This is a genomic window from Sporichthyaceae bacterium (assembly GCA_036269075.1).
Lineage (GTDB): Bacteria > Actinomycetota > Actinomycetes > Sporichthyales > Sporichthyaceae > DASQPJ01.
In genome coordinates this window covers 1-12871 of sequence record DATASX010000123.1, presented here as the reverse complement: position 1 = coordinate 12871, position 12871 = coordinate 1, and the positions used below count along the sequence as shown (strand labels likewise).

At 69.2% G+C, this 12871-nt stretch carries 14 protein-coding genes; 6 read left to right on the top strand and 8 right to left on the bottom strand.

From position 1 onward, the window contains the following. The first annotated feature begins 42 nt into the window (after positions 1-42). The 5 genes from VHU88_23180 to VHU88_23160 all read left to right on the top strand — a co-directional run bounded on the left by VHU88_23180 (position 43) and on the right by VHU88_23160 (position 4595). A complete protein-coding gene (locus tag VHU88_23180) occupies positions 43-1272 on the top strand; it encodes a CoA transferase (protein HEX3614609.1) in 1230 nt (409 codons plus the stop codon). Continuing rightward, positions 1269-2180, top strand: a complete 912-nt coding sequence (locus VHU88_23175) for a MaoC family dehydratase N-terminal domain-containing protein (GenBank protein ID HEX3614608.1) — start codon at positions 1269-1271, stop codon at positions 2178-2180. The genes VHU88_23180 and VHU88_23175 overlap by 4 nt, the downstream gene beginning before the upstream one ends. After that, the gene (locus VHU88_23170; protein HEX3614607.1) at positions 2173-2904 is read left to right on the top strand and encodes a DUF4328 domain-containing protein; all 732 of its coding nucleotides are present in this window, start codon (positions 2173-2175) and stop codon (positions 2902-2904) included. Before VHU88_23175 ends, VHU88_23170 begins: the two co-directional genes overlap by 8 nt. A gap of 61 nt (positions 2905-2965) precedes the next feature. Continuing rightward, positions 2966-4168 carry an acyl-CoA dehydrogenase family protein gene (locus VHU88_23165; GenBank protein HEX3614606.1) on the top strand — a complete coding sequence of 401 codons (1203 nt, stop codon included), beginning with the start codon at positions 2966-2968 and terminating at the stop codon, positions 4166-4168. A 49-nt stretch (positions 4169-4217) separates the two neighbouring features. Continuing rightward, positions 4218-4595 carry a cupin domain-containing protein gene (locus VHU88_23160; GenBank protein ID HEX3614605.1) on the top strand — a complete coding sequence of 126 codons (378 nt, stop codon included), beginning with the start codon at positions 4218-4220 and terminating at the stop codon, positions 4593-4595. Positions 4596-4680: 85 nt separating this feature from the next. Here VHU88_23160 and VHU88_23155 read toward each other — a convergent pair whose 3' ends face one another. The 3 genes from VHU88_23155 to VHU88_23145 all read right to left on the bottom strand — a co-directional run bounded on the left by VHU88_23155 (position 4681) and on the right by VHU88_23145 (position 7348). Beyond that, complete coding sequence (locus tag VHU88_23155) at positions 4681-5913, bottom strand: FAD-dependent oxidoreductase (GenBank protein HEX3614604.1); 1233 nt, start codon at positions 5911-5913, stop codon at positions 4681-4683. 122 nt (positions 5914-6035) lie between these two features. Next, positions 6036-6446 (bottom strand): hydroxyphenylacetyl-CoA thioesterase PaaI, encoded by a 411-nt coding sequence (gene paaI, locus VHU88_23150; protein ID HEX3614603.1) that lies wholly within the window; start codon positions 6444-6446, stop codon positions 6036-6038. Positions 6447-6481: 35 nt separating this feature from the next. Further along, entirely contained in the window at positions 6482-7348 is an 867-nt protein-coding gene (locus VHU88_23145; GenBank protein ID HEX3614602.1) for an alpha/beta fold hydrolase, read from the bottom strand. Positions 7349-7451: 103 nt separating this feature from the next. Here VHU88_23145 and VHU88_23140 point away from each other — a divergent pair, with 103 nt between their 5' ends. Continuing rightward, the gene (locus VHU88_23140; protein HEX3614601.1) at positions 7452-8108 is read left to right on the top strand and encodes a TetR family transcriptional regulator; all 657 of its coding nucleotides are present in this window, start codon (positions 7452-7454) and stop codon (positions 8106-8108) included. 86 nt (positions 8109-8194) lie between these two features. Here VHU88_23140 and VHU88_23135 read toward each other — a convergent pair whose 3' ends face one another. The 5 genes from VHU88_23135 to VHU88_23115 form a co-directional block, all read right to left on the bottom strand. Continuing rightward, positions 8195-8857, bottom strand: a complete 663-nt coding sequence (locus VHU88_23135) for a TrkA family potassium uptake protein (GenBank protein ID HEX3614600.1) — start codon at positions 8855-8857, stop codon at positions 8195-8197. A 475-nt stretch (positions 8858-9332) separates the two neighbouring features. Further along, positions 9333-9860, bottom strand: a complete 528-nt coding sequence (locus VHU88_23130) for a gamma carbonic anhydrase family protein (GenBank protein HEX3614599.1) — start codon at positions 9858-9860, stop codon at positions 9333-9335. Next, complete coding sequence (locus tag VHU88_23125; GenBank protein ID HEX3614598.1) at positions 9861-10793, bottom strand: amidohydrolase family protein; 933 nt, start codon at positions 10791-10793, stop codon at positions 9861-9863. Continuing rightward, a complete protein-coding gene (fdxA, locus tag VHU88_23120) occupies positions 10786-11127 on the bottom strand; it encodes a ferredoxin (GenBank protein ID HEX3614597.1) in 342 nt (113 codons plus the stop codon). The genes VHU88_23125 and fdxA overlap by 8 nt, the downstream gene beginning before the upstream one ends. Position 11128: 1 nt before the next feature. Further along, positions 11129-12712, bottom strand: a complete 1584-nt coding sequence (locus tag VHU88_23115; GenBank protein HEX3614596.1) for a benzoate-CoA ligase family protein — start codon at positions 12710-12712, stop codon at positions 11129-11131. Between the last annotated feature and the right edge of the window lie 159 nt (positions 12713-12871).

Sequence of the window (12871 nt, the reverse complement as noted above, 5' to 3'; positions counted from 1 at the left end):
CCTGGACGCGGCGAAGCAGGGTCTGCCGGAGGGAGAACGTAGGTGTCGGACACCACTGCCGCCGGTCCGTTGACCGGTCTGCGTGTGATCGAGATCTCGTCGTTCGTGGCCTCTCCGTTGGGCGGGATGACGCTGGCCCAGCTCGGCGCCGACGTGATCCGGATCGACCCGGTCGGCGGCGCCCCCGACGTGCGGCGCTGGCCGCTGGCCGAGTCGGGCACCAGCCTCTACTGGACCGGCTTGAACAAGGGCAAGCGTTCGGCAGTCGTCGACCTGCGCTCACCGGCCGGCCAGGAGGCGATCCAGCGTCTGGTCACTGCACCGGGTGCGGGCGGCGGAATCCTGCTGACCAACGCGGCCGGCCGCGGGTTCATGAGCTACTCGACCTTGGCGGCGCTGCGCCCCGACATGATCGTCGTCGAGCTGACCGGGCGTCACGACGGGTCGCCCGCCGTCGACTACACCGTCAACGCCGAGATCGGCTTCCCGCTGGTGACCGGCCCGCCGGAGGTCGCCGGTGCGATCAACCACGTGCTTCCGGCCTGGGACGTCGCCTGCGGTCTGTATGCCGCGTTGGCGATCGTGGCCGCCGAGCGCGCTCGACGCCTGACCGGGTCCGGGTCGCACGTCACGGCCGCACTGTCCGACGTGGCGCTGGCCACCGCCGGAAACCTGGGCCTGCTCGCCGAGGCCGAACTCGGCGGCGTGCGCGAACGGATCGGCAACCACCTGTTCGGCGGCTTCGCCCACGACTTCGCCACCGCTGATGCCCGACGGGTCATGGTGGTTGCCCTGACGACCCGTCACTTCCGCGACCTGGTCGAGCTTTGCGGCGTCGGCGCGGCGGTCGACGCCGTGGAGAGTGCGCTGAAGGCCGACTTCAGCACCGACGGCGGCCGATACGAGCACCGCGACGTCCTGCTCGGCCTGCTGCGGCCGTGGTTCGCCGCGCGCGGCCTCGACCAGGTGTTCGCCGGGCTGCGCGGGACCTCCGTGCTGTGGTCGGTCTACGGCACGTTCGCCGACGCGGCAGCCGCCGCCACGACCAACCCGATGATGTCCGTGCTCGACCAGCCCGGCGTCGGTCCCTACCTGGCGCCGGGCAGCCCGTTGGCCTTCGCCGGGCAGGACCGGGCCGCCGCGCCCGCGCCGAGTCTGGGCGCGCACACCGAGGAGGTACTTCGCAGCGTTGCGGGGTACGCCGAGTCAGAGATCGCACAACTGGTTGCCGCCGGAGCCGTGGCGACCGCTGCTCCCGGAGGATCGAAGTGACCGCTACCGCTGACGCACCGTCGAGGCCCGACGCACCGTCCCGGACCTCACTCACCGAGATCGCGGCCCGCTGGCAGCCGGAGACCATCGCCCAGTACGAGCGCATCGACATCACGCCGACCGCGACGCTGGCCGGACTGCTCGACCAGCCCGTCCCGGTCTCCCGCGACGGCGACCCGCTGCCGCCGCTGTGGCACTGGCTCTACCTGCTGGACCGGCCGACCAAGTCCGAGGTCGGGCCGGACGGCCACCCGTTGCAGGGGACCTTCCTGCCCCCGATCCCGGACCGGCGCCGCATGTTCGCCGGTGGCCACCTGATCCAGCATGCCCCGTTCCGGGTCGGCCAGGAGGTCACCCGCGTCTCGACGGTGACCGACGTGAAGGTCAAGCAGGGCAGCACCGGCGAGATGATGTTCGTGACCGTGCGCGACATGTTCACCGCCGGCGGCATCCTGCTCGCCGTCGAGGACAAACACATCATGTACCGCTCGGGAGACCCGGCGCGTCCGGCGCAGGACCCGAGCACCGAGGCCCCGCCGGCTTCGGAAAGCCCGTGGCAGTTGGCTTTCCAGCCCGACCCGGTCACGCTGTTCCGGTTCAGCGCTTTGACGTACAACTCGCACCGGATCCACTACGACCAGGAGTACGTCAGCGCGGTCGAGCACTTCCCGGACCTCATCGTGCACGGACCGCTGCTCGCGGTTCTCTGCCTGGAACTCCCCCGGCGCTACGCCCCGGAACTGACGGTTCGTCAGTTCTCGTTCCGGGCGCGCAGGACGGCCTACTGCCGGCACCAGGTCCTGGTGCACGGCCCGGCCAACACCCCGACCCGCGGCAGCACGGCCGAGATCGCGGTGGCCACCTCCGACAGTCCGGCCGCGATGACCGCCACCGCCACCTTTGCCTGACGCTCCCCGGCGTTGGGTCGACGATGCCGACGACGACCCGGTCGATCTGCTCGAGCCGACCTACGACCCGTCCGGCGCGGCGCGCCGCCTGACGCGCGCGGCCGGACTGGCACTCGTCGGGCTGCTCGTGGCCGCGGCCGCGGGACTGTGGTCGGTGCTGACCTACGCCGACCGCGGAGCGGGCGACACGGTCCGACACCTACCCCGGCCGGGCGCCCACTGCGCGGGGGACGGGTCGTGCTGGACCAGCTCGTACACGGTGCACTTCCTGCTGCGGGCCGATCTGCCGATCGTGCTCGCGGTGCTGTTGTGCGCCGCGCCGTTCATCTGGTGGCACGTAACCGTCGACCGGGCAGCGCGGGAATTGGGCGACGGGCTGGACTCCCCTGACTGGGGCCCGCTCGGTGGTTGGTTCGTGCCGGTGTTCAACCTGAAGGTCCCGATCGTCTCGATCCGGGAGTTGGCCCTGGTCCACGGATCCGACCTGGCGGCCCGCGCGGCGATCGGCTGGTGGGGCCTCGGGGCACTCGGCGTCGGGATCGAGGCGATCGTGCTGAACGCGCAGCACCACTCCAAGGACCTGAACGCCATTGACCGTTCCGGCATGGCCGCCGGATGCAGCCTGGCTGCCTCGGCTCTGCTGGCCGTCGTCGTGGTCGCGGACCTGACCGCCGCGACCAAGGCCCGGCTCGAGTCCCCGGACGTCGCTGCCGACCCGACCTGACGCACCGCCGGCTACCAAACGGTAACATGCGGCGCCGACGACTCTCGACGGGAGATCCACCATGGGCCGCCTCGCGCAGACCGAGAACCTGACCGATGTGCAGCAGGAGATCCTGCGGACGGTGGCCGACTTCGTCGAGAAGGAGATCATCCCGGCCGCGCAGGAACTCGAGCACACCGACACCTATCCGACCGAGATCGTCGCGGGGATGAAGGAACTCGGCCTGTTCGGGTTGACCATTCCCGAGGAGTACGGCGGGCTGGGTGAGTCGCTGCTGACCTACGCGCTGGTCGTCGAACAGATCGCCCGCGGGTGGATGAGCGTCTCCGGCATCATCAACACCCACTTCATCCTCGCGTACATGCTGATGCAGCACGGGACCGAGGAGCAGAAGCAGCACTACCTGCCGCAGATGGCCGAGGGCGCGGTTCGCGGCGCGTTCTCGATGTCGGAGCCCAACTGCGGCTCGGACGTGGCGGCGATCAAGACCAAGGCCAAGGTCGACGGTGACGACTTCGTCGTCAACGGCGCGAAGATGTGGCTGACCAACGGTGGCTCGTCGAACCTGGTCGCGGTGCTGGTGAAGACCGACGAGGGTGCCGAGTCGGTCTACAAGAACATGACCGTGCTGCTGGTCGACAAGGAGCCCGGCTTCGGTGAGGTCGCCAACGGGCTGATCATCCCGGGCAAGATCGAGAAGATGGGTTACAAGGGCGTCGACACCACCGAGCTGGTCTTCGACGACTTCCGCATCGCGCAGGGCCAGGTGCTCGGCGGTGCGGCCGGGCGGGGTCGGGGTTTCTACCAGATGATGGACGGGGTCGAGGTCGGCCGGGTGAACGTGGCCGCCCGCGGGTGCGGGGTGGCGATCCGCGCCTTCGAACTCGGCGTCGCGTATGCCCAGCAGCGCGAGACGTTCGGCAAGAAGATCGCCGAGCACCAGGCCGTGCAGTTCCGCCTGGCCGACATGGCCTGCAAGGTCGAGTCGGCCCACCAGATGATGGTGATGGCCGCGCGCAAGAAGGACTCCGGGCAGCGCAACGACCTCGAGGCCGGCATGGCCAAGTACCTGGCCAGTGAGTACTGCCGCGACGTGGTCGAGGACTCCTTCCGCATCCACGGCGGGTACGGGTTCTCCAAGGAGTATGAGATCGAGCGCCTCTACCGTGAGGCCCCGATGCTGCTGATCGGCGAGGGCACCGCCGACATCCAGCGCATGATCATCGGCCGTCGGCTGTTGGAGGATTACAAACTTCGCGGTTGACGGTTGGATCTGACGGATACAGCTGCCGACCCGAGCGCGGAGGCCCGTCATGCACGATCCCGTCCAGGTCATCCGGCCGGCCGACTTTCTCGAGGCCGACCCGACGCCGGGGATGCGCCGGCGCAATGCCTTCACCGGGCCGTCGTTGTGGGCCGGCGTGGTCCACACCCAGCCCGGTGCCATGTCCGGCTGGCACCACCACGGCGAGCACGACACGAGCCTCTACGTGGTCGAGGGCGCCATGCAGCTGGACTTCGGCCCCGGCGGAACCACCACCGTGCGAGCCGAGGTCGGCGACTTTATCCACGTGCCGCCGCATGCCGTGCACCGTGAGTCCAACCCAACCGACGTGGCGAGCACGGCTGTCATCGCCCGGTCCGGTACCGGTATCCCGACGATCAACGTGGACGGCCCCGACCCGGCCTAGGGCAACGCCCCGCGTATGAGAGTGCCCCGCCCGCGTATGAGAGTGCCCCGCCCGATCATCGATGATCGGCGTGCGTACCGCCCTTTCAGGTAGGGCGGGGGCCGCGCTCGGGCCGGCCGACCTTGCGCAGGTCGACCGATGGGTCGGCCAGCTGCTCTGGCGTCACCTCGGTTCCGGCCGCGATCAGCTTGCGCACGCGCAGGATCTCCTTGGAGTTGTCCAACGCGAAGGCGGCCTGCACCTGCTTGCCCTTGACGTAGAACGCCGCGAACGCGGGGCCCTCGGACTCGCGGCGGATGACCACCTGGTCGTAGTCGGTGGCCAGGCCGACGGCCTGGAGATTGTGCTCGTACTGGTCGGACCAGAACCAGTGCGAGTCGCTGTGCGGCTGTTCGGCGCCGAGCATGTTCGCCGCCGCCGCCGCGCCCTGCTTGGCCGCGTTGTCGTAATGCTCGACCCGCACCCGGCGACCCAGCTCGGGGTCCCAGGCGTTGGCGACGTCGCCGGCGGCGTAGACGTCCGGGTCCGAGGACCGGCAGAACTCGTCGACCAGCACGCCGTTGCCGACCTCGATGCCCGAGCCGTCGAGCAGCTCGGTGTTGGGCGTCATCCCTATCGCGACCAGCACGTAGTCGGCCGAGATCTCGCCGTCGCTGGTCGAGAGCACGACCTTCTCGCCGGACTCGGTGATCGCGGTGATCGTCGTCGACAGGCGCAGGTCGACCCCGTTGGTGCGGTGGATCTCGGCCATCGCATGGCCGACGTCGTCGCCCAGCGCCCGCTTCATGGGCACGTCGAGAGCCTCGAGGACGATGACGTCGACCCCACGCTTGCGCACCGACGCGGCCACCTCGCAGCCCACGAATCCGGCACCGATCACGACCAGCGTGGCCCCGGGGACCAGCTCGGAGTTCATCCGGTCGGCGTCGACCTTGTCGCGCAGGTAGCGCACCCGTGCACCGGTGATCGACGGGACGATCCGCGGCCGGCCGCCGGTGGCGATCAGCAGCTTGTCGTAGCGCTCCTCGGAGCCGTCCTCGAGCGAGAGCGCCCTGGACTTCGGGTCGACCGAGACGACCTTCGCGCCCTGCACGACGGTGACCTTGTTGTCCGCGTACCACTGCGCGGGCTTGAAATACAGGTCGGTCGCGTCGCCGCTGAGCAGGTACTCCTTGGACAGCGGCGGCCGCTCGTAGGGGTACTCGTGCTCCTCGGCGAGGATGACGACCTCACCGGCGAACTCGCGGTTCCGCAGCTCCTCTGCGGCCGCGGCGGCTGCTTGCCCGCCTCCGACGATCACGAAACGCGGCGTGGTCACGGACGACTCCCCTTCCTCGCAGGTACCCCGAAGCGATCAATTATCGTTGCTGCAGCCGGGCCGTGGACCCGTGCCGAGGTCCCCGTCACAGCGTGGGAATCGTCACGAGGCCTCCGCGGCTGCTAGCTGCCCACGACCCGGGACCGTCCGCGGAACTCGGCGACGACTTCCTCGCCTCGGGTCAGGGTCACGTCGTAGACGCCGCTACGCCCGAAGCGGGTGCGCTCGACGGCGGTGGCCCGTACTTCGTCACCGACCGCGACCGGCCGGGCGAAGACAATGTCGCCACCGGCCGCCACCGCCCGCGGGCCGTGGGAGTTGCAGGCCACCGCGAATGCCGTGTCGGCCAACGTGAAAAGCACACCGCCGTGGCAGTTCCCCTGCCCGTTGACGTGCTTGGCGGCCACGTTCATCCGGACGACGGCTGTACCGGGGCCGACCGACACCAGGCTCATCCCGGCCTCGGCGGACATGCGGTCGGACTCCATCATCGCCTCGGCGACCGCCTCGGCCACCTCTTGCGGGTCGGGCACGGACGGGCTCCTCCGGTGGGCGTCTTACCCGAACCCTATTGATTCCCGGGGCCTGCGCCGGTGGCGAGCGCTTTCTCGGTCAGGCCGAACACGGTCGGGTCGACAGCCAGCGCGACGTGCTCGGAGATGTCGGCCGGGTTCACGTCCTGCAGCAGGATGTTCGTGACGTTGGGGCCGTGCAGGTAGGCGGTCTCGATCGGCGTGACCATGTAGTCGTAGCGGGTGGCGATCACGGTGTAGTTCACGTTGCCAACGGTGTCGCCGCCGTCGTTGAGCTTCTTGAGGAACGCCGAGCCGGGCATGAACTCCGGGCACGACTGGCAGTAGGCGCCCATCTGGTCGTCGAAGCCGGGCCAGAACGCGCGCAACGGCGTCAGACCCGAGACCGTCGTGCCGTGCGAGGGCGGTGCCCATGCCACGAAGTGCGCGACCTTGGCGCCGCCGCCGTCGAACTTCAGGTACCAGCGCGGCATGATGCCGCCCTCCGAGTGGCCCACCATGTCGACCTGCTTGGCGCCGGTCACCGCGAGCACCTTGTCGACGAAGGCCGACAGCTGCAGCGCCGAGGTCTCCATCTGGTCGACGCCGCCCCGGCTGGGCCACTGCGGAACCTGACCGTATGTCAGTCCGTAGACGCAGTAGCCCTTCTGCGCCAGGTACGGGGCGAACACGTGCCAGTTCTCGCTGGCGGTGGCCCCGAGGCCGTGGACCAGCACGACCGGCCGCGGATGCGCCGCCGACGGCTTGCAGTTCGCGTCGTTCATCCCGTCCGGCTTCGGCTCCGGGAACATCCAGGCGTGGTCGGTCGAGCCGATGTCGTCGGCGACGGCGGGCGCGGGAGCGGCAACAGCGGCTCCGAGAACCAACGCGAGGACGGCGGTGGCGATGCGCTTGCGGCTCATCCGGGACTCCTTCGTCTGCGCTGATCTGCCTCTGCGATCAGCCAAGCACGTGTCGATCCCGAAATCTAGAAGTTCTTCCAGGAAATTTGTGCAACAATCGGACATGCCCAGGAGCCTGACGCCCCGCCCGCGTTCGCAGCCCCGCCGTGACGCCCTGCTGGACGCCGCCGTCGAGGTGGTCGGCAAGCACGGCCTGGCCGGGACCACGCACCGGTCGGTCACCGAGGCCGCCGGGGTGCCGTTGGCCACCGCGAGCTACTACTTCTCCTCGATCGCCGAACTGGTCGCCGAGGCGCTGACGCGCTTCGTGCGGGCCCGCGCCGAGCAGATGGAGGTCGGCGACCTGAGCGCGATCGCCGAGTTCCTGACCCCCGCCGACATCGCCACCTCGTTCGCCGCCCGGATCATGGATCTCTCCCCGGTCCAGCGCATGGCCTTCTACGAGGTACTGGTCAACGCGATGCGCTCCGCTGAACTGGCCGAGCCCGCGCGCGAGGCGCTGGCCACCTACCGCCGCGCCGCCCAGACCGGCCTGGCCGCCGTCGGCGGGCCGACCGATGATCGTTCGGCCCGGGCGTTCGTCGCCCTCGGGCTCGGGATGGGGCTGTTGCACCTGGTCGACCCCGAGGCCGACGACGCCGAGCAGTTGTTCGACGCGATCCGCGACCTGTTCCTGGGCCAGGAGCAGACCGCCAACGACCCGGACGCGGTGGCCGCCCGGATCACTCGGACGGCCGCCGCACAAGCCGCCGACCACTAGCGCCCATCTCCCACTTCTGCTGCCTGTCGCACCTGTCAGGGCGTCCGGACAGGTGGGACACGCGGCAGAAGTGGGATGGGGGGGCGTCACATGTCGGCGGCGAAGCGCTCGATGCCTTCGATGCGGCCGAACACGAAGATCACGTCACCGGCGCCGAGCACGGTCTCGGTCGTCGCGTAGGTGAAGTCGCCGTCGGCGTGCTTGACCGCGACGACCGTGGTTCCGTACCGGGCCCGGAAACCGGTCTCGGCCAGCGTGATGCCGACCGCTGCAGACGGGGCCACGGTCTTGATCATCGCGAAGTCGTCGTCCATCGCGATGTAGTCGAGCATCCGGCCCTGCACGGTGTGAGCCACCCGCTCGCCCATCTCGTGCTCGGGGAACACGACGTGGTGCGCGCCGACGCGCCGCAGGATCCGGCCGTGCGGCTCGCTGACGGCCTTGGCCCAGATGTCCGGGATCCCGAGTTCAACCAGCAGCGAGGTGGTCAGAATGCTGGCCTGGATGTCGTTGCCGATCGCCACCACGGCCCGGGTGAAGTCCGGGATGCCGAGTTCGCGCAGCGTCTCGAGGTCGGTGCTGTCGGCCGCCACGACGTGGGTGAGTTTGCCGGTCATCCGCGCGACGAGGTCCGTGCGACTGTCGACGGCCAGGACGTCGACGCCCTCCCGAACCAACTCCAGGGCCAGAGCTCTGCCGAACCGGCCGAGCCCGATGACCGCCACGGCTTCGTTGCGCAGGTGCTGCATCGCGCCTCTCCAGTTGTCGGCCGCCGCGAGTATCGCGAAATGAGCGCTGCGAGTATTGCGGAATCGGTCGCGAGCCGGAGCAGAGGTGTGGGATGGGGCAAAAAAGAAGCCGCCCCGGCTTCCCCCGCTCGGCGCACACGCTGATCAGATCGCGTGCGCCGCGGTAGGGAAGGAGGCTCCCGGGGCGGCGAGGTCGCTGTCTTCCGGATCCGGACGCTGGAACGGATCTTGAATTCGGCGACGCGTGTCGATTGTCAGACGCCAACTTGAGAAGAGCCTGAAGAGCGCCCCCATCCGAGGGGTTCTTACCAATCTCACAGCAAATGTCGCGACTCTCTACATCTGCGCCAAGTTGATCCGGAGTCGTGTCATACTTGTCCCAGGTCCTCGTGCTGGGTGTGACACCCCCCGGCACGAGGGCAACCCAAAGCCCCGACGGATCCGCGAAGCCCGCCGTCGCGGACCTGCAGGCCGTTCAGTCGAGACGACGCAGTTCCTTGGCGAAGCGCACGGCGTTGGCGCAGTAGAACTCGACCGCGTAGTCGATCCAGGTGTCGATCACCGACGGGTCCGGCATCGGGCGGATCTTGGCCGGCACGCCGAGCGCCAGATGCCCCGACGGCACGTCCACGTCCTCGGCGACGAGAGCGGCCGCGCCCACGACCGAGCGGTTCTGCGCGCTCGAGCGGTTGAGCATGATCGAACCCGAGCCGACCAGGACCCGGTCGGCAACTGTGCAGCCCTCCAGATGGACGAGGTGGCCGACCACGCAGTCGTCGCCGACCAACGTCGGCCAGTGCTCGGTGGTGTGCAGGATCGACCCGTCCTGGATCGAGGTGCGGGCACCGATGCGGATGTACCCGTGGTCGCCGCGCAGCACAGCGCTGGGCCAGATCGAGGACTCCGGTCCGATCGTGACGTCGCCGATCACGACCGCGTCGGGATGGACGTAGGCAGTGGGGTCGATGTTCGGCACAAGGTCGCCGAGTGCGTAGACAGCCATTCAGTCATTCTCCGGGTCTCGCAGGTTCGCCGTCGTCGACTCTGTCGACAAGTCAGACGTCGTCGACTCTGTCGACAAATCAGACAGAGCTGGGTAGACGCGCAGCGCGTTGCCGGCCCACACCCCGGCCAGGGTCTCCTCGTCCCAGCCGTGCTTGGCCAGCGCCCGGGCGTTGCGGGCCACGCCGGGCATGCCCGGCCAGTCGGTGCCGAAGATGAACCTTTTGGCGAGGCGGGCCAGGTCGAAACGTGCGTAGTACTCGGGCAATCGGCTCGGTGGCAGGCCGGACAGCTCGATCCAGACGTTGTCGCGGGTCAACGCCATGAAGGCCGCCGCGTCGTACCACCAACCGCGCCCACCGTGGGCCAGCACGAACGAGACGTCGGGGAAATCCCGCAGTACATCGTCGAGCAGGACCGGGTCGGCGAACTTGTTCTGGCTGCCCGGGAAGGAACTGGTTCCGCAATGCAGCACGACCGGGATGTTCGCCTCCCGGCACACCTGGTAGGCCGGATAGAGCATCGGGTCGCTGACAGCGAACCCGCCGTGCACCGGGTGCAGCTTCAGTGCCACCGCGCCGAGGTCGACCTGCCGGGCGACTTCCTCGCCGATCGGGTGATGCAGGTGCGGGTTGACGTTCGCGACGAGCCGGAAGCGCCGCGGATTGTGCTTCAGCAGCGGCAAATAGTCCTCGACCGGCTGGATCCCGGTGGCCTTCGGGCTGTACTCGGCGAACAGGAGGACCGCGTCGACGCCCTCGGCGGCGAAGTGGGCGTCGAGGAGCTCCGGGATGGGGGCGCCGTCGGTGTCGAACAGGTCCGGCCACGGGTTCGCCTTGCCGAACTCCTCGGCCCAGGACGCCCAGGCCGGCCGCAGCGTGGACAGGCGCGGTGCGTGCACGTGCGCGTCGACGAGCAGACGGCCGTCAAGCATTGGACGGCTGGTTCCTGACCAGCTCGGTGTCGACGCCGATCCGCCCGGCCCCGGTGGCGCCGCCGGGGTTGCCCAGCGGGGCGTCGCGGCCAGGCAGTGCCTCGCAGAAGAAGTGGCTGTTGTCAGCGACGAAGTCGATGGCGTCCGGCTTCACCCGGCGGTCCTGGGAGATTGCCTCGACCGGGCACACCGGTTCGCAGGCGCCGCAGTCGATGCACTCCTTGGGATTGACGTAGAGCTTGCGGTCCCCCTCGTAGATGCAGTCGACCGGACACTCCTCCCGACACGACGTGTCCATCAAATCGATGCAGGCATCGACGATCACGTACGGCATCTCAGGCTCCCTCGAACCTGTCCCCGGCCAGCGTTCGCGCCGCCGCGGCCCGCACCTCGAAGCGCCGGATCTTCCCGGTCGCGGTGAGCGGCAACGACTCGACGATCAGTATGTGGCGCGGGCGCTTGAACGCCGCGAGGGCTTCCCGGCAGGCGGCGATCAGCAGGTCGGGGTCGAGCACCGTGCCGGCCGTCGGGACCACGCAGGCCACCGGCTTGTCGAGCCCGTCGCCGTCCGGGACGGCGACCACGGCGACCTGGGCGACGCCGGGCTGGCGCAGGATGCAGACCTCGACCTCGCTGGGGGAAACCCAGATGCCGCCAGCCTTGATCATGTCGTTGGAGCGGCCCAGGCAGGTGTAGTAGCCGTCCGCGTCGGCGACATAGGTGTCGCCGGTGCGCATCCAGTCGCCGGTGAAGGCCGCGCGGGTGCTTTCGGTACGGCACCAGTAGCCGGTGGTCAACGAGCCGCCGCGCACGTGCAGGTGGCCCGGGGTGCCCTGCGGGACGGGGGCGTCGGCGTCGTCGACCAGCCGGATCTCGTAGCCGGGGACTGCCTGCCCGGTGGTCCCCGGCCGGACCTCGCCCGGCCGGTTGGACAGGAAGATGTGCAACGCCTCGGTCGAACCGAGGCCGTCGATGATGTCGACGCCGAAGCGGGTGGTGAACCGTTGGTACAGCTCGGCAGGCAGGGGCTCGCCGGCCGAGGCGGCCAGCCGCACCGAGGCGAATGCCTCGGGTGGCAGGTCGGCGCCGAGCAACGCCGCGTAGAAGGTCGGCACCCCGAAGAACAGGGTCGGTCGGTGCTCGGTGAGCACCTCGTACACGGAGTCCGGGGTCGGCCGGGCCGGCGCCAGGATCGTGGTCGCCCCGACCGAGAGCGGGAACAGTGCCGAGTTGCCCAGCCCGTAGGCGAAGAACAGCTTGGCCACGGAGAAGACGCGGTCGTCGGGGCGGATCCCCAGCACCTGTGTGCCGTAGTGCTCGGCGACGAACCGCACGCTGCCGTGCCGGTGCATCGCGGCCTTGGGGGTACCGGTGGTCCCGGAGGTGTAGAGCCAGAACGCGGGCGACTCGGGCCAGGTATCGGCGAGGCTCTCGTCCCCGCCTTGCCCCATTTCGACCAGTTCGCCCCAGGTCAGGTTTGCAGTCGTCGACTGTAAACCCTGCTTGTCGGTCGAAATAACCGCCGACAGGCGTGGATAAAGGTCGACGACTGCAAGGGCAGCCTCGGCAGTGGGCGCGAATTCCGGGGAGCACAGGAGCATCCGGGCGCACGAGTCCGTCAGCAGTTCGGACAGCTCGCGCTCGTTATACATGGTCGAGATCGGGACCGGAACGGCACCGATTCGCAGTGCCGCCAGGAAACAGATCAGCAGCTCGACACGGTCGGCGCTGTACAGCGCGATCCGTTCCTCCGGGTGCAGGCCGGCGGCCCGCAGCCCGGCCGCCGCCGTCCGGACCGCGGCGGCCAACTCCGTGTACGTGGAACTTCCGTGCGGGCCGATCACGGCGATCCGGTCGCCGTTGCCCAGCTCTACCTGACGGTCAGTCAGATACCAACCGGCGTTGAAATGTTCACCCATGGCCTGGCCTCCGGGGTCGGCGTCAGGCGAGGTGGACGTACTCGTACTCGAAGGGTTGCCCGTTGATGCCGGTCCTGGGTGGGGCGACCCAGCCGGCGATTTTGCCGGGCTCGTACACCGGGCGCATGAGCGAGGCGATGTGGGCCTTGTCGTCCTGGG